The following is an 18,621-nucleotide window of genomic DNA, read 5'->3' on the forward strand; positions in this document are numbered from 1 at the left end:
GAGGTAATACGCAATCAATAAACAGAAGAAATAACTTCAAAACCAACATGAAAAATTACCGGAACTGGTAAATTATTTCTATTTTTAATTCATGAAAAAAAGTCTTTTAGCATTCGCATTCTCTCCATTTCTGATGTATGCCCAGGAAGCTCCGAAACTTACAGACGAGATGGCCATGAAATTATCCGACAAACCCCTTCACTGTATCAATCAGGAATATCCTAATAAAACTGCCCATATCATTAATAATGCAGGCGAAGTTCCTTTAACTCCAAAAGATCTTCACCCTAGTTTTTATGGATGTTTTGACTGGCATAGCTCTGTTCATGGACACTGGATGCTTACAAGGCTTTTGAAAACAAAACCTAATCTGTCTAATGCCAAAGAAATTGAAAAAATTCTGGATGAATCATTTCAGAAAGAGAAACTACAGACTGAGGCAGATTACTTTACAAAATATCAGCTGACAGGAACTTTTGAAAGAACCTATGGCTGGGCGTGGATTTTAAAGCTGGATGAAGAACTGACCAACTGGGATCATCCGAAAGCCAAAATATGGCATCAGAATCTGAAACCGCTGACAGGTCAGATCCTGAAATCATGGAAAACTTACCTTCCAAAGCAAACTTATCCCAACAGAACCGGAGTTCATCCTAATACAGCATTTGCCATGTCTTTTGCCATCGATTGGGCCAGAGCCAATAAAGATAAGGAGTTTGAAAACCAGCTGATAGAAAAGGCAAAATACTTTTTCTTACAAGAACAGAAAACACCTGCTTATCTGGAGCCGGACGGATCGGATTTCTTTTCGCCAAGTCTTGAAATTGCGGATCTGATGCGAAGAGTGCTTCCTCAAAAGGATTTTGTACAGTGGCTGAATGCTTTCTACGAAAAAAGGAGTCTGGAAAATGTCGAAAAAATTCCTGTGGTAAGCGATTTAAGCGATTATCAGACCGTTCACCTTGTGGGATTATCTTTTTCTAAAGCATGGTGTATGAAAGGAATATCCAATGCACTTCCTGCCCATCATCCGCTAAAGAAAGATTTTAGGAAAACAGCAGATGTATTTTTGGCTAATGGACTGCCATTGCTTTTTCAGGGGAATTACGGGGGAGATCACTGGCTGGCCAGTTTTGCGGTATATGCGCTGGAAGATTAATATCTGATTCCTGTCTTTTTAAGAACGAAGCCTAAAAGCCATATCGGTCCTATCAGAAGAAACTGCAGGTCTTTGAGGAAAGTAGGCTTTTTTCCTTCAATTTTATGTCCTATCAACTGGAAAATCCATGTGATGATAAACACTGAAAGGTAAACGATCCATGATTGCTTTCCGACATGAATATTGGTCAGATAGATGAAATGCTCCATCATAAGCATTACTACGACCATCAGAATAGCGATCAGTAAGGACAGTCTTATATAGAACAGCGTGATCAGAATAATCACAATAAGGCTTACAATACTGGCACATCCGAAGTAGGAAGCGCAGAAATGAGGGGAAGGAATCAGGGAGGTAAACCCCAGAATCGTCCAAAAAATTAAGGGTACACAAATCCAGTGAATGAACTTGTTGGTCGGGTTTCTATGGCTTTTACTGTATTCTGCAAATAATAGATCAACCTTTCTCATGCTGAAGGAAAATTGGATTCCTGCTAAAATAATAAAATTTTGTAATCACTGGTAAGATTGTGTAAATTTGTGCTATGTCTGCCCTGGAAAAATTTGGCGTTGATATTTTTACCGAACATAATATTTTCGAGCGGATAGCTGTGGGTAAACCATTTCGTCCCGAAAATCCTGCTTTTATTTTTATTAAATCAGGAACTATAAAACTTCGTCAGCACTTCAGTGATCTGGAGGTTTCTGCCAATATGTTTATGGTAACCGATCCGCAAACCATTTATGAAGTGGTGGGGGTAACCGATGACTTTCAGTCGAGGATGGTTTCTTACAAAAGAGAGTTTATTTCTGCTTTATCACTGAAATTTAACCGTCTGATTACTTACCGTTATTTCAGACAGCAGATGAATAAAGGAGTTCCTTTTCCTGAAGATGAAATGGAAGTCGTTTGGAAAAGTGTCAATTTTCTGAAATATATTCTGGATTCTGATACTGAAATGCTTTATAAAAAAGAAATGGTAGAACATCTATTCTCTGTTTTCTGCTACCAGATGGCGGGCATTATTTCCAAGGAAGACAATAGTTCTATGAATCAGATGTCCCGACAGGAAGAGATTGTATTCGTATTTCTTACTGATATTGCGGAATATCATCTTACCGAAAGAACTGTTGAGTTCTATGCCGAGCGACAATCCATTACAACCAGACATCTTTCTTCTGTAGTAAAGACCATCACGGGAAAATCTGCAAGCCAGATTATTGCCTTAATTGTGATCAACGAGGCGAAAGTACTCCTAAACTCTTCCAATAAACCGGTTTCAGAGATTTCTTCTATCCTCGGATTCAGCGATCAATACTCGTTTTCTCACTTTTTTAAGAAGCATCTCGAGGTGAGCCCTACACAGTACAGACATCAGTTCGAAAGCTGAAATCTTACATTTGAACATCTTTTTCCAAAAATCAAACATTTGATTGATTTTGTTGCTGCCCTAACTTTGCATCTGTAAAACAAGGTAAAATGACAAAGAAAATAAAAACAGCACTATCTGTATTGATAGCAGCTTTTCCTGCGCTGTTTTTTTCACAACAGATCAAGCAGATGACCGCAGGTGAGGTGGCGGAACTCGCTGTTCAGAATCACCAGCAGCTCAAAGTTTCTGCACAGAATATAGATATTGCTAAGCAGAACACAAATGTGGTTAAGCTTCAGAAACTTCCTACAATTACGGCTTCTACAAGCCAGTTCTATCTGGGAGACGCAGTGGCAATTGATAAAGACTTTTCGAATTCTACAAACGTTCCTATGCCCCATTACGGAAGCTCATATGCGGTACAGGCTACGCAGCTGATCTTCAAAGGAGGATTGGTAAATAAATCGATCGAAATGGCAGGGCTTCGTGAACAGCTTTCTGAACTGGATTTAGAGAAAAACAAACAGGACGTGAAATTTTTAGTGATTTCCAACTATCTGGATGTCTATAAAATTATCAACCAGGAAGAAGTATTTCAGAATAACAAAAAACTGGCTCAGGAGCGTCTGAAAAATATCCAGAAATTCTATCAGCAGGGAATGGTAACCCGAAACGAAGTCATTCGTGGAGAATTGGCTATCAAAAACCTGGATCAGGGGATTCTAACCCTTACCAATAATAAGAAAATCCTTAATTATAATCTGAATATTGCTTTAGGTTTATCTTCCGACACGGAGATTGTACCTACAGAAAGTCTGGAAAATAAAGAATCCGGAATAGGGATGGATTATTATACAGATCTTGCCCACCAAAGTAATCCATTACTGAAATCTGCTCAAAAAAATATAGCTGTTGCAGATAAAAATATTGAAATTATCAAAACAGACAATTCACCTACGGTAGCAGGATTTGGCGGATATACGCTGCAAAGACCTATTACAACGAGAAATCCTGTTTTGGATATGTACTCAGGAGGCTGGCAGACAGGGGTTTCTTTGAGCTACAATATTGATACGCTTTATAAAACAAAAGAAAAGGTAAAATTAGGGGAACTGCAAAAGAACCAGGCAAATGATGCCATGACTCTGGTTCAGCAGAATGTGGATATGGGAGTGAATGCAGCCTATACCAAATATCAGGAAGCGATTCAGCAGGCAGATATTCTGAATGATTCCAAAAGACTGGCAGAAGAAAACTACAAGATTACAGAAGCCAAATACCTGAATCAGCTGGCTGTACAGGCAGAAATGATTGATGCACAGAACCAGAAGCTACAGGCAGAACTTGATTATGCCAACGCAGAAATCAACGTTTTGTATCAGTATTACAACCTTTTGAAATCTACAGGAACACTTTAATTTTTAAAACTGAAAATCAACAATGGAAAACAAGGGACAAACCACTCAAAATACAACACCAACTCCGGCAGCATCTGCTGCTGAGAATAAAAAAAAGAAAAATAAAACCAATAAAATAAGAGCTATTATTTCCAATATCATCGTCTTTCTGGTGATCGGTTTCGGATTATTCTGGTTAATACGGGAATATTTCCATATCGGAAGCAAAACCTATACAGAAGCGGCACAGGTAGAGGAATTTATTAATCCTATCAACACCAGAGTTTCTGCTTACATCAAAGAAATTAAATTCATAGAACATCAGCGTGTAAAAAAAGGAGATACTTTGGTCATTCTTGATGAACGCGAAATTCTTACGCAGCTGGGACAGGCCGAAGCAGCTTATCAGAATGCAATGGCTCAAAAAACAGCAACAAGCTCTTCCGTGAACACCGTTTCCAATAATATCAATGTGATGCAGTCCAATATTGCAGGAGCAAAAGCAAGATTGTGGAATGCCGAACAGAATTTAAACCGATATAAAAACCTTCTGGCTGCCGAAGCTGTTACCAGACAACAGTACGATCAGGTGAAGACGGAATATGATGCTCAAAAGGCTGCTTATGAAACCTTAGTCAATCAAAAGCAATCTGCCAGCCTTTCCACTACCGAAGTAAAAAGCAGATTAGGAATTAATGATGCTGAAATTAAAAGAACAAAATCTGCTCTGGATATGGCAAGGATCAATCTTTCATATACTGTTATCACAGCGCCTTATGATGGAGTAATGGGAAGAAGAACCATTTCTGAAGGACAGTTGATCCAGCCGGGACAACAGGTTGCAACGATTGTTCTTAATGGTCAGAAGTGGGTAACTGCCAACTTCCTGGAAAGCCAGATGCCGAATATCAAAGTAGGAGAAAAAATTTCTATGACAGCTGATGCTTTGGGAGGAAAGAAATTTGAAGGAGTGGTAACAGCAGTTTCTGCAGCTACCGGATCAAGATATTCAAGCGTACCAACAGATAACTCTACCGGAAACTTTATTAAGGTACAGCAGAGAATCCCTGTAAGAATTGAGTTTACAGCTTCCAATAAAAAAGAAGACCTGGATCAGCTGAGCGCAGGAATGAATATGAATGTGAATATTAATAAAGACTAAAAGACGGAAGATATCAGATTCCGGACCTATGCTGCGGAAGTTAAGGATGATAATGAAAATCTGTTATCTGATATCTGAAATCTATTACTTAAACAAATCATGTACAACAAAGGATTATATAGCGATTGGGTACCGAAACCCGTACAGCTGCTGCTGATAGTATTACTGCTTGCTGTGGTAATGCCCATCGGTGGGGTATATACTGGTAATATCAGTTCTCTTGTAAGCAGTACCGGTGCCATGACAGAATATTTTATGTGGGCCAATTACGCTACCACCATTGGGATGGGAGCCTGTATGCCTGTTGTTCTCAGAATCAAAATGAGATTCAAAGTAAGGGATAAACTGGTTTTATTGCTGGTGCTTTTAGGATTACTCAGCTACGTAAACGGAACTACTTTGCAGCCAATGATCTTCATTTTTACTTCTCTGCTGATTGGTTTTATGAAGATGATGGTAACCATAGAATTGTTCCTGCCACTAATGGTGATGATTGGTAACCGTGGTATGTTTTATGGAGCTTTCTATACCTTCGTTCTGGTAATGAATCAGGTGGCAACCTATTATGCCGCTGAGTTTGCTCTTATGTACAACTGGCAGCAATTTTACCTTTTCACAGCAGTTTTATGCTTTATTTTAGCTTTAATACACTGGATTTTTATGCATAATAAATATTTTGCACTAAAAGTTCCCCTGCATTATATTGACTGGCTGAGTATTTTACTTTTCATTTCTACGTTCATGTTTTCGGCCTATGTGTATTCATTCGGAAGACAGCAGGACTGGTTCAATTCGAAGAATATTATCTATGCAAGCATTACAGCTTTTGTAAGTTTTGCCCTGCTTTCGATCCGTCAGCTGACGTTAAAACGACCGTATCTTTCGTTCAGAATTTTTACAAAAAATAATGTACAGCACGGTTTATTCATGCTTTTCTGGCTGGGAATGTTTCTGGGAACTGCTTCTATTCAGAACACTTTTGCGGTTGGTGTATTGGGATATGATCAATTGACCAATACCCGACTGAGTTTACTCATGATTCCCGGAATTATCTTAGCAGGAGTCATAGCTATTTTCTGGTTTAAAAAAGAAAAACCATTGAAAATATATATATATTCAGGTTTTGCCGCCATGGTGGGATATGCCATAATTATGTACTTTTCTATGGTATTGGAGTTCAGTTATGATAACTGGTATCTGCCTATGTTTTTAAAGGGGTACGGAATGTGTTCACTGTTTATCTCCGTATGGTTTTATACGCTGGATAAGCTTGAAATGGATGAAATGCTGGCAGCCATCGGACTTGTATTGGTTTGGAGAACTTTCCTTGCCGTAGGAATTTTTTCAACACTCTATGCATGGTTTCAGTACCGTTTCCAGGTGATGGCTATAGGAGATCTTGCCGTTTATATGGACGGAATGACGTTTACTCCCCAGAATGTGGCTTCTAATATGAAAGCCATTCAGCTTAATGCCATTATTATAGCTACCAAAAAGATTTTCGGATATATTATTTTAGTCGGGTTTGGAGTATTGATTTATGTTGCTACTCACCATTTTGGAGCAAAACGATTCCAATATTTCAGATTTATAAGAGTTTTGGGAGGTAAATCTGTTATCGCAAGGAGAAGACTTCGTGAAAGAAGAAAATTATTAGAAGAAATAAAAGATGCTGCAGGACCTGCAGTATAAAAGATACCTTGTTTTTCACTAGTAAGATCCTGGTCCTTCGTTGGGCTGGGATTTTACGCTTTTAAGAAGATGTCAAATTTTAAACTTTTTGAAACATTAAGATGGTATGAAGGTGTTTAGAGGAGTAAGATGAGCTTCGCCTTAAGCTTAAAAATCAGGATAATTTATCTTAACTCTACTTTATTGCTTAAATCCCTCTTAATGTTTTTTATATATATCCAGATTTAGAAAACTTTTCTATAAAAAGATGTTTACCACCATAAAATAAGGGAAAATTTCATATTTTGTTATTTTTATTCTTTCTAAATAAGAATTATCTTTGTGGAATTATAAAACGTTGAAGTAGAAAGAATGAAAAAGCAATATGCATTCATAGGTCTTTTAGTTTCGGGAGTGATGATTTCCCAGACAGTGAAAGATTCTATTGCCTCTAAAGGTATTGAAGATGTAGTAATCGTAGCCTCCAGAAAGCCTACAAAAATTTCTGAAGTTCCGGGAACAGTTTGGGTAGTACAGAAAGAAAAAATTCAGGAACAGGCCAAAAGCGGAGTTCCGATCAAAGAAATGTTATCGATTCTGATCCCATCTATGGATGTCGGTCCGCAGGGAAGAACCAATTACGGACAGAATATGAGAGGACGTTCGGCACTGGTAATGATTGACGGTGTTTCCCTGAACAGTATCCGCGCGATAAGCCGTCAGCTGGATGCCATTGATCCTTTTAATATCGAAAGAATTGAAGTGCTTTCAGGAGCAAGCTCAATTTATGGAGGTAACGCTACCGGAGGAATCATCAATATTATTACAAAAACACCTTCCAAAAAAGGAATCAGCGGAGAAACTGAACTGGGTGTGCGTACCGGATTTATGGGAAAAGACGACCATGATTTCCGTGCTGCTCAGTCTATTGCAGCTAAAGGAGATAAGTTCTTCGGAAGATTGGGAGTAGCTTATCAGCAGAATGGCGGTGTGTATGGAGCCGATCAGAAACAGCTTTTTACCGATATTACCCAGACTGACCTTCAGTATAACCAGTCCATTGACATCCTGGCTACCGGAGGATATCAGTTTAACAATAAGCATAAAATAACAGCCTCGGTTCAGTATTACAATTCTAAATTTAATGGCGACAGGAGTTTATTTTTAGGCGAAAATCTAAATGCATTTACGACAAAAAATGCATCATTACTTGAAATGAGAGATGGTTTTTCATCTGATAAAAATGTAGGAACAGAGCGTTATATGGCAACCGTAGCCTATAACGGAAACGGAATCTTGGGCGGACAGGATTTATATGTGCAATTGGCTACCAGAGGTGAAAAATTAGGATTCTATCCATTTCCGGGAAATGTTACCTTACAGACCGGGAAAATACCTTATATGTCCTCTTCTCAGCAGGATACTTATTATTCCGGGATTAAAGCTTTACTATCCAAATCATGGAGAGGCTTAAATGTTACGTACGGCGCAGACTTTGATTTTGAAAAATTTGAAGGGAATCAATCTGTTTATGATATTGGAAAGACAATGTCCAGCGGTGGTTTACTCAATGAAACAAAATACAGTCTTGGAAGATATCCAACCAATCATTCACAAAGCTACGCAGGATATGTTCAGGCAAAATACAATATTCTTCCAAAATTACAATTGAATGCAGGAATCCGTTATCAGCATATAAATGTGAAAATGGATGAATTTGTAGGTTCAGAACAGCAAACACAGATTGCAATGGGTTATGGAAGCTCGGCATCCGCAATTCCCGGAGGTGAAAGTTCTTATAATGTAACTTTAGCCAATGCAGGGTTATTATATAAATTCAATGAGCAGCATCAGGTTTGGGGAACTTTTTCCCAGGGAGCAAGTTTAGCAGATCCTGCAAAGTTTTATGGAATCGGGCAGTACAAATTGGTGGGGACAAACTGGGATGTTGTATCCAGCATCAATGTTAAAGAACAGCCTCTGCAGGCGATCAAGACCAATCAGTTTGAAGTAGGATACCGTGTGAATAAAGGTGGCTTAAGAGCTCAGATTGCCGGATTTTTGAGTAATTCTGATAAAACGGTTGCTGTAGATAAAAAGACCTTCCAGATCCTGGTAAATGATTTGAAATTAAGAAATATGGGAATCGAAGCTGAGGTTTCTTATTCCTTAAGCAATGGCGTTTATTTCGGTGCCAGCGGACTTTTGATCAAATCCGAAGTAGACAAAGAAGGAGAATGGCAGAAACAGGAAATTTACAATGCTTCTCCATCAAAATTGGTGACCTATATCGGATATAACATTAAAAACTGGTCATTCAGATTCCAGTCGTTACAGAATTTCAAGCAGAAAGACGAGCTTAACAATGTGGTGGAAGGCTACAATACTTCAGATCTAATGGTTGGATACAGATTCCATTTTGGAAAATTAAACTTAGGAATTCAGAACCTGTTTAATACCGATTATCAGACGATCTGGAGCAAGCGTTCCCAGGTTTTATATGCTACTTACGGACTTCCGGAACTGTTTAATTATAAAGGAAGAGGGAGAACATTTAACCTTTCCTACACTTTTGAGTTTTAAGAAATGATCAGGATTTAAAATACCCTGATCTGAAAACATATTGTATTTCAAATCCGGTTTCTGAGCTTGATCGGAAACCGGATTTTAATTTAAAAATCAGTTATGGCTAAGTTTCAACAAGGTAAGAATTAATAGCATAATGTAGATTTCTTTTAACGCTGGGACCGCAAAGTTTTTAATCCGAACTGAAAATAATTTCGTTCACAAAGGCATTTCATTTAGCTAAGATATTATTGTTTCATTGCTGAGTGGAACGCCTTAGCGCTCTTAAAAAATATGCACATCCTTAAAAAATTGCGATCTATTGCGTTATAATAATGTGCCCAAATGCTATCATGAAAATTCTTTTAACGCTGGGACCGCAAAGTTTTTTAATCTGACCTGAAAATAATTTCGTTCGCAAAGGCATTTCATTTAGCTAAGATATTATTGTTTCATTGCTGAGTGGAACGCCTTAGCGATCTTAAAAGAGTATGCGTGTCCTTAAAAAAAATTGCGATCTACTGCGTTATAATAATGTATTCAGATGTTATCATGAAAATTCTTTTTAACGCTGGGACCGCAAAGTTTTTTAATCCGACCTGAAAATAATTTCGTTCGCAAAGGCATTTCATTTAGCTAAGATATTATTGTTTCATTGCTGAGTGGAACGCCTTAGCGATCTTAAAAGAGTATGCGTGTCCTTAAAAAAAATTGCGATCTACTGCGTTATATAATAATGTCCATAAATGTTACAATGAACAGCAAGATACGTAACTCAAAAAACCTGAATCTCAAACTTTGAACTTTGCATTCTGAAGCCGTATCTTTGCGCTATGAAAGATTTAATGGGCAGAGCGATCTGGGATTATTACCACAATGAAAGTCCTGAAGACCTGCAGACTGAAACCTCAATTTCTGAGCTGGATGAACTTCCGGTAGAATATTTATTCAGAGATTTTGAAGAAATGAATGATATTGAGCAGAAAGCACTGCAGTTATCCGAAGGAAAGGTTCTGGATATCGGAGCGGGTGCGGGTTCTCATGCTTTATATCTTCAGAATGAAAAAAATCTTGATGTGACAGCATTGGATATTTCACCAAAATCTATTGAAGTCTGCCAGCTGAGAGGCATTAAAAAAGCGGTTTGTGAAAATATGCTTGACTTTTCAGGAGAGACTTTTGATACGATTTTATTGTTGATGAACGGTACCGGCGTTTTTGAAAGTCTGGCAAAAATTGATACCTATCTTCAGAAACTATATACTTTGGTAAGTGATAAAGGCCAGATCCTGATCGATAGTACGGATATTCTTTATATGTTTGACCGTGATAAAGATGGTGGAGTATACATTCCTGCAGGCGGATATTATGGCGAACTGGATTATGTGGTTCACTACAAAGGAGAATCCGAAGAACCGATTACCTGGCTGTATCTTGACTTCAATACGTTGAAAAATGCGGCTACCAATAATGGTTTCAAAATAGAAAGAGTTTTGAAGGACGAAGATTCTTACTTGGCAAAACTAACCAAGAAATAATTGATAACAAGTCATTGCGAGCTGAAAGCGAAGCAATCTCAACAAATAATATATTGTCATTCTGTGAACAGGATGGCAATTTTTGTTTTTTGTACTTCTCTCTAGCCCCGATAGGAACGGTTACCCCACAGCAAAGAAGAGGCCCTTCGACTACGCTCAGGGTGACAGCCGGGCGCGAGGAGTAAAAGTGGATAGCGGGAAACAGCTCCTTATTATGGTCTGAACAGATGGATGGTCCTTGCAAATGGATTGTAAGAAAACCATTCCGGGAAATAGAAATACATCAGAACAGCGGTTACAACACATAAAATTACCGGAAACATATAGGATTCTGCTTGATAAGGAAGTTTTTTAGGAGTTACAACAACGCTGATGACAAGTAAACCCAAAGCACCCGCTGCAACGACTCCAATTTCGGGACTGTAACTGGAAGTTGTACCAAAATCAAAGCGGGAAATCAGAACATATGCTTGAAATATAAAAAATAGGAAACCAAATACCACCGTAAGAAAGGCAGGAAAGTATTTTTTGAGTCTGATGAGATTAAGTGCGAGCAGAATAGCTCCGGGAATCGTACTGAAAAGAACACTGCTGACAAAAATAGTCATTCGTGAATACAGCCTGATGGCCTTCGAATCTTGTGTAATATGATCTTTCCATGTTTCTACCTCTTCTGTATGTTTTGCTTCCTCTTCTTCTTTTTTATGCTGAATCAATTGCTGAACAGCTGTTTTTTCTATTTCACTGAAAGTACGTCCTCTTTCTTCCAGAATTTCGAAAGCAATCTGAACGGCTTCCGGAACAAAACGGTTGCCTTCTTTTAAATATCCCTCTAATTCCTGATCGGAAAGCTTTCTTAAAACATTTTTGTTAACCATAAGCTGTAGATAAAAGAAAGGCTGCTTCTAGTGAAACAGCCTGTTATCTTTATAAGGATTCTAATTATCCAATCTCAATACCGTTTTCAACATTGCTGTCATCCGGTGTCACGAAAGATAATTTTCCGTCTGGTTTTGTTGTTAATAATAACATTCCCTGAGATTCAATTCCTCTGATTTTTCTTGGAGCAAGGTTCAGAAGGATCATTACCTGCTTCCCGATTACTTCTTCAGGCGTGAAACTTTCTGCAATCCCCGAAACAACAGTTCTTACATCTACTCCTGTATCTACAGTAAGTTTTAATAATTTATCTGCTTTTTCTACTTTTTCAGCCTCAATAATTGTAGCTGTTCTAAGGTCTATTTTAGTAAAGTCATCAAATGTGATCTCCTCTTTCATAGGGTTTGCGTTAGGGTTTGTTTTTTTATTGTTTTGTTTTGTGTTTTCCAGCTTTTGGATCTGAGCTTCAATTACACTATCTTCGATTTTATTGAATAATAGTGGAGCTTCTTCAATTTTGTGGCCAGCTTCAATATGGATTTTCGTATTTTGTAAATCATTCCAATCCTTTTTTTCAATATTGAAGTAACCAAATAGTTTTTCAGCTGAGAATGGCATGAATGGTTCACACAATTGAGCAACAACCGCTGCAATCTGAGCTCCAACAAACATAGTTTGTCCTGCTTCATTTGGGTCGTTCTTTATTGTTTTCCAAGGCTCAGCGTTTTGAAGGTATAAATTACCATAGTCCACAAGTCTCATAAAAGCACTTAAAGCATTTCTGAATTCATATTTTTCCAGATGATTACTTACTTCTTCTATTCCAGTTTTGATAGCAATTTGGCTTTCTTCATCTAAAATACCATTTGGAACTTTTCCTTCAAAATTTTTATTTGTAAAGGAAATAACTCTGTTGATAAAGTTTCCAAATTTATTAACTAATTCAAAGTTATTTTTAGCTTGGAAATCCTTCCATGTAAAGTTATTATCTTTGGTTTCCGGAGCTGATGAAAGAAGAGCATATCTTAAAACATCCTGCTGTCCTGGGAAATCTTCCACGTATTCATGAGCCCATACCGCCCAGTTTCTTGACGTTGAGATCTTATCGTTCTCAAGGTTCAGGAATTCAAAAGCAGGTACATTTTCAGGCATAATATAATCTCCGTGAGCCTTCATCATTGAAGGGAAAATAATACAGTGGAATACAATATTATCTTTTCCGATAAAATGTACAAGGTCACTGTTTTCATTTTGCCAGTAATCTTTCCAGTCTTTTCCGTTTTTCTCAGCCCATTCTTTGGTGAAAGAAATATAACCGATTGGTGCATCAAACCATACGTACAATACTTTTCCTTCTGCATTTGGAAGAGGAACCGGAACGCCCCAGTTCAGGTCTCTGGTCATGGCACGAGGCTTAAGACCATCATTCAGCCACGACTTAACCTGTCCGTATACATTAGGTTTCCAATCGTCTTTATGACCTTCAATGATCCATTCATTTAAAAAGTCTTCGTATTCGTTTAATGGCAGATACCAGTTTTTTGTTTCTTTAAGGATAGGAACATTTCCGCTAAGCATTGATTTCGGATTGATCAGCTCAGAAGGGGAAAGGGTAGAACCGCATTTCTCACACTGGTCTCCGTAAGCATTTTCGTTACCGCAATTAGGACACGTTCCTACAATATAACGGTCGGCAAGGAATTCTCCTGCCTGCTCATCAAAGTACTGCTCAGAAACTTCTTCCGTGAATTTTCCTTTTTCGTACAACACCTTGAAGAAATCCTGACTGGTTTCATAATGCTTTTTAGATGTTGTTCTGGAATACTCATCAAATGAAATTCCCAGATCAGCAAAAGACTTTTTAATGATTTCGTGATATTTGTCCACGATATCCTGAGGAGTTACTCCTTCTTTTTTGGCTCTTATGGTAATAGGAATCCCGTGCTCATCTGAACCACAGATAAACGCTACATCTTTTCCTAATCTTCTCTGAAATCTTGCGTAAACATCCGCAGGAATATAAACACCTGCCAAATGTCCTATATGAACCGGCCCGTTTGCGTAAGGCAAAGCTGCCGTAATCATCTTTCTGTTTGACATTTATAGTAAAGTTTTGACTGCAAAGATAAGGAATATCTGTTGAATACCGCTATTGAAGGTGTTATTATGCTGCAGAATGGAATTTTTGAGGACCGAATATCAAATTAAGTTAAACAAGTGTTTAACATTTTCTTAAATTAAAATAAATAGTATGCAAAGCATAAGACGTTGTAAAATATTGTATTTTAAAAAACTAACTAAAATCGGTTTCGTAATATACATAATTTTAACTAAAATTATATTAAATTTATAATAATTCTAATTTTTTTTTAAATTGCAAGTCTGGCTTGAGGCCAAAAAATGACTAAAAAAACGAAACTATAAAAAAATAAGATTGTGAAGAATTTTACAACAGTATTAAAAATCGCGCCCGCTTTTTTACTGGCCAGTACAGTAATGCATGCGCAGAAAAAAGATTCTCTTCCTCAGGAGAAGAAGATTGACGAGGTTGTATTAATCGGATATGGGGCTAAAAAGAAATCGGACCTGACAGGATCTATCACTGCTGTCTCTGAGAAAGATTTTAATAAAGGAGCTATTGTATCTGCAGATCAGCTGATCAACGGTAAAGCTCCCGGTGTAAGAATTACTAACGATGGAGGTTCTCCAGATTCAAAACCCAATATCAGGATCAGAGGTGGAGCTTCACTGAATGCCCAGAATAATCCATTGATTGTAATTGACGGAGTTCCTCTTGATTCCAGTAACCCTGCTGGTGTTGGAAACCCTTTGAATCTGGTAAACCCGAATGATATTGAATCTTTCTCGATTTTGAAAGATGCTTCAGCTACCGCAATTTATGGTTCCCGTGCCTCAAACGGTGTCATCATTATTACGACTAAAAAAGGAGGTGGAAAGCTGAAAATTAATTTAAGTACCAATGTATCGGTAGGTGAAGTAACAAAGTATATGGATGTAATGAAGTCTTCAGACTTCGTCAACTATATTAATACCTACTATCCTCAGTATAATTATAGATTGGGAGTAGGTGGAAATCCTGATAATCCTACAATTCCGGGACAAATATATGATACCGACTGGCAAAGAGCGATCTATAGAACCTCTGTGTCCAGTGATAATAACTTAAGTATTTCAGGAAACTTATTCAAAAAACTTCCAATCAGATTATCATTAGGCTATAACAGAACTGAAGGAGTGGTAAAGACCAGTGATTATGAAAGATTTTCAGGGTCTTTAAAAATAACGCCTACGTTCTTTGATAACCATTTAAAAGTTGATATTAACGCAAAAGGAATTATTTCCGACTTAAATGCTATTGATGCAGGTGCAGCCATTGGTGGTGCTATCAATATTAATCCAACTTTACCGATTTATTCCAATAATCTTCCATATGGAGTTGACTTCGGAGGATACTATCAGAATATTGATAATAATAATAACCCTTACAAAAAGATTGGACAGGATAATCCTGTAGCAGCTTTATTGCAGCGTTCTGCGCCTCAAAGGGTTAATAAATTTCTAGGAAATGTTGAGTTTGATTATAAAATGCATTTTTTACCGGATCTTAGGGCTGTATTGAACTTAGGATTGGAATCATCAAAATCTGATCTTAAAACTATATTTGGTAATAACGCAATACAAACTTACAGATTGCCTACAGACGGTTCAGCACCTTACGTTTTCAATCCAGGTATTGATTATCGTGAAATACAAAATATTTCCAATAAAACTATGGATGCTTATTTGGTGTATAACAAGAAGCTTTCAGGATTTATTTCTAATTTCCTGATCCAGGGTGGATATTCATATCAGAATTTCAGAAATGAGGGAGATAAAGACCGTTATAAATATGATGACGGAGATCCGAGTACAGGTTTAAGAGTTCCGATTGTATTACCATTTCTAAATCCGGAAGATAAATATTTAAATGAATTAAATCTGCAGTCATTTATTGCCAGATCTAATATTGATCTTTTAAATAAATACCTATTTACAGTTACATTCAGAGCAGATGCATCTTCACTCTTCAAAAAAGATTCCCGATGGGGATATTTTCCGGCAGTAGGTTTTGCATGGAAAGTGAATGAAGAGAATTTCCTGAAGGATGTTTCTTCAGTTAGAGAACTTAAACTTAGATTAGGATGGGGGAAAACAGGACAACAGGATATTACCGGTATTGTAGGGTTCTACCCATCAAGACCATTGTTCCAGATCGGAAGCACAAACTCCCAATATTTTCCTGCAATAGGAACCTACAGTGCACTTCCTTTTAATGAAAATCTTACATGGGAAACAACCACAACAATTAACGGAGGTTTAGATTTCACAATCCTGAAAAATGGGATGCTAACCGGTAGTTTTGATGTATACGACAGAAAAACTACAAATCTTCTGGCGAGAAGATCTATACCACCAGGACAGGGGTTAACCAACAGCTTTGTTGATAATGTAGGAGAAATGAATAACAGAGGATTTGAAGCTAACTTAACGTTTACTCCTATAAAAAGAGAAGACCTGAGCTGGAGTATTTCTGGAAATATATCTTATAATAAAGGAAAGGTAACGAAACTGGAATCGGTTCTTCTTGCGCAGGATGGAGGTCTTCCTGTAGGTACAGGAACGCAGCTGGCATATCATGTGGAGGGGTATCAACCTTATTCCGCTTGGGTATTCCAGCAGGTATATGACAGTGCAGGAAATCCTTTACCAGATGTATATGTTGATAGAAATGGTGATGGTAAAATAAATAACGATGACAGATATTATACAGCTTTAAGACCGAACTGGACTTACGGATTCAGTACCACCCTGAATTACAAGAACTGGGACTTGAGTGCTAATTTCAGAGGACAGATAGGAGGTAAGGTATTTAACTCAAGAAAACTGGCACAAGGCTTTAAATCATATGCGGTTCCGCAAAATGATGTGGCTCTGAATAATGTTCTGAATTATACAGCAAATTCACCATTTATGAATTTGACAGACAATACATATTTTTCTGATTTCTTTTTGGAAGATGCCTCATTCTTAAGATTAGACAATGCTACAATTGGATATCTTGTTAAAAATATGTTTGGCAGTACGAATGTTAGAATATATGGTTCTGTAAGTAATGCATTTGTTATCACAAAATATAAAGGACAAGATCCCGAAAACTTCAATGCCATTGATAACAATTTTTATCCAAGACCAAGAATATATACACTTGGTTTCAATTTTAATTTCTAAAATTTAAAATTAGAGAAATGAAAAACATTAAATTTAAAATAAAATTCATTGCAATAGCCTCTATGTTGGCTTTTGTTACTACATCTTGTCTGAATGATCTTGATACGGAACCAAAATATGATTTGACCCTGGAAAATCTGTTACAGCAAGACCCCAAAGCAGTGGAAGGATTACTTTCAAGATTATATGCAAGTTTCGCACTTTCAAGTGTGGAAGGTCCGGATAAATCTGATATAGAAGGAGCTAATGCGGGAGAATCACCTTTTATCAGAGGTATTGTAAATTTGAATGACTTTACTGCTGATGCAATGAAAAACAGATGGGGAGATAATGGCTTGGACCAACTTACCACTACCACAAACTGGACCAGTAATAATAAGTTTTTTAAATATGTATATGATAGAATTTATTATACCATTCCACAATCTACCAACCTTATCCTGATCATGAAAAAAGGCAATATAAATTATGCCAATAAAGACCAGGTTATTAATGAACTTAGATTCCTGAGAGCGCTTTCTTATTATTATCTGATAGATTTATTTGGAAAAGGACCTTTGGTTACAGATGATAACTTTAACTCAAGTATACCGTTGCCAGAGGCTTCAAGAAAAGATTTGTTCAATTATGTAGAAAGTGAATTGTTGGCTATTGAAGCCCAGCTTCCTCTTTCTAATTCTTATGGAAGAGCCAATAAATCAGTAGTGAGAATGTTGTTGGCAAAGCTATATTTGAATGCAGAAGTTTATACGGGGACAGCAAGATATAATGATGCAGGTACTTATATTACTAAAGTCATTAATGAAGGTGGATATCAATTGGAATCTAATTTTAGAAAAAATTTCTCGGCAGATAATAATACCTCAAAAGAGATAATTTTCCCATTAATTGCAGATGCAGTTTCCAGCCAGAGTTATGGAAATACAACCTACCTTGTTAACGGAAGCCTGAGTACAGAAACAATGGTTTTAGCAAATTTTGGAGCAACTGACGGATGGGCCGGACACAGAGCTACAAAAGCATGGTATGGCTTATTTGGTAATAATGCTACTGATCTTAAGAATAGTAATGATGTTAGAGCGAGATTATTCTGGACTCAGGGACATCAGTGGGAAATGGATGATTACAAAACCTGGAATAATGGTTTCCCTTCAGATAAATTCTGGAATAAAAATTCTGATGGAACAGGTGGAGCCACAGCTTTCTCATCAACAGATTTTCCTTTATTCAGATTAAGTGATGCATACCTTATTTATGCAGAATGTGCCCTTAGGGGAGCTTCTTCAGCTAATGCAGCCCAGGCTTTAACATACGTAAATCAGGTGAGAGCCAGAGCAGGAGCATCTGCAGTAGGTTCAATTACATTACAATCTGTTCTAGATGAAAGAGCACGTGAGCTGAATTTGGAAGGTGTAAGAAGACAGGATCTTATCAGATATGGAATGTTTACCGGATCTTCTTATTTATGGCCTTGGAAAGGAGGTGTTAAAAATGGTACATCTATTTCAGATAACTATAAGGTATTTCCAATCCCGACAACAGCCCTTCAGGCAAACCCTAATTTAACTCAAAATCCAGGTTATTAATTT

The 18,621-nt window shown here is 37.4% G+C and carries 12 protein-coding genes; 9 read left to right on the forward strand and 3 right to left on the reverse strand.

Annotated features, from left to right (window positions below; genetic code table 11):
* Positions 1–91 precede the first annotated feature (91 nt).
* A complete protein-coding gene (locus tag J2786_RS01930) occupies positions 92–1,159 on the forward strand; it encodes a DUF2891 domain-containing protein (RefSeq protein WP_047432067.1) in 1,068 nt (355 codons plus the stop codon).
* Here the strand turns inward: J2786_RS01930 and J2786_RS01935 are convergent.
* Positions 1,156–1,629 (reverse strand): Mpo1 family 2-hydroxy fatty acid dioxygenase, encoded by a 474-nt coding sequence (locus J2786_RS01935; protein WP_047432064.1) that lies wholly within the window; start codon positions 1,627–1,629, stop codon positions 1,156–1,158. The genes J2786_RS01930 and J2786_RS01935 overlap by 4 nt on opposite strands.
* Before the next feature lie 74 nt (positions 1,630–1,703).
* Between J2786_RS01935 and J2786_RS01940 the strand changes: the two genes are divergently transcribed.
* The 6 genes from J2786_RS01940 to J2786_RS01965 all read left to right on the forward strand — a co-directional run bounded on the left by J2786_RS01940 (position 1,704) and on the right by J2786_RS01965 (position 10,864).
* A complete protein-coding gene (locus J2786_RS01940; RefSeq protein WP_047432061.1) occupies positions 1,704–2,549 on the forward strand; it encodes a helix-turn-helix domain-containing protein in 846 nt (281 codons plus the stop codon).
* Between the two features lie 89 nt (positions 2,550–2,638).
* A complete protein-coding gene (locus J2786_RS01945) occupies positions 2,639–3,949 on the forward strand; it encodes a TolC family protein (protein ID WP_047432059.1) in 1,311 nt (436 codons plus the stop codon).
* 22 nt (positions 3,950–3,971) lie between these two features.
* Positions 3,972–5,090 (forward strand): HlyD family secretion protein, encoded by a 1,119-nt coding sequence (locus J2786_RS01950; protein ID WP_047432057.1) that lies wholly within the window; start codon positions 3,972–3,974, stop codon positions 5,088–5,090.
* Between the two features lie 99 nt (positions 5,091–5,189).
* Positions 5,190–6,782 (forward strand): efflux MFS transporter permease, encoded by a 1,593-nt coding sequence (locus J2786_RS01955; protein ID WP_047432054.1) that lies wholly within the window; start codon positions 5,190–5,192, stop codon positions 6,780–6,782.
* Between the two features lie 351 nt (positions 6,783–7,133).
* On the forward strand, positions 7,134–9,344 hold the full coding sequence (locus tag J2786_RS01960; protein ID WP_047432051.1) for a TonB-dependent receptor: 2,211 nt from the start codon (positions 7,134–7,136) through the stop codon (positions 9,342–9,344).
* Positions 9,345–10,159: 815 nt separating this feature from the next.
* A complete protein-coding gene (locus J2786_RS01965; protein WP_047432049.1) occupies positions 10,160–10,864 on the forward strand; it encodes a class I SAM-dependent methyltransferase in 705 nt (234 codons plus the stop codon).
* A 212-nt stretch (positions 10,865–11,076) separates the two neighbouring features.
* On the opposite strand, the gene J2786_RS01970 is transcribed toward J2786_RS01965, so the two are convergent.
* Both J2786_RS01970 and metG read right to left on the reverse strand, forming a co-directional pair.
* Complete coding sequence (locus tag J2786_RS01970; protein WP_310023738.1) at positions 11,077–11,742, reverse strand: hypothetical protein; 666 nt, start codon at positions 11,740–11,742, stop codon at positions 11,077–11,079.
* Positions 11,743–11,806: 64 nt separating this feature from the next.
* Positions 11,807–13,843, reverse strand: a complete 2,037-nt coding sequence (metG, locus tag J2786_RS01975) for a methionine--tRNA ligase (RefSeq protein WP_047432044.1) — start codon at positions 13,841–13,843, stop codon at positions 11,807–11,809.
* Positions 13,844–14,179: 336 nt separating this feature from the next.
* Here metG and J2786_RS01980 point away from each other — a divergent pair, with 336 nt between their 5' ends.
* Both J2786_RS01980 and J2786_RS01985 read left to right on the forward strand, forming a co-directional pair.
* Complete coding sequence (locus tag J2786_RS01980) at positions 14,180–17,032, forward strand: SusC/RagA family TonB-linked outer membrane protein (protein ID WP_047432041.1); 2,853 nt, start codon at positions 14,180–14,182, stop codon at positions 17,030–17,032.
* Between the two features lie 17 nt (positions 17,033–17,049).
* Positions 17,050–18,618 (forward strand): RagB/SusD family nutrient uptake outer membrane protein, encoded by a 1,569-nt coding sequence (locus J2786_RS01985; RefSeq protein ID WP_082001974.1) that lies wholly within the window; start codon positions 17,050–17,052, stop codon positions 18,616–18,618.
* The last annotated feature ends 3 nt before the right edge of the window (positions 18,619–18,621 follow it).

Source organism: Chryseobacterium vietnamense, from assembly GCF_031454475.1.
Taxonomy (GTDB): Bacteria; Bacteroidota; Bacteroidia; order Flavobacteriales; family Weeksellaceae; genus Chryseobacterium; species Chryseobacterium vietnamense.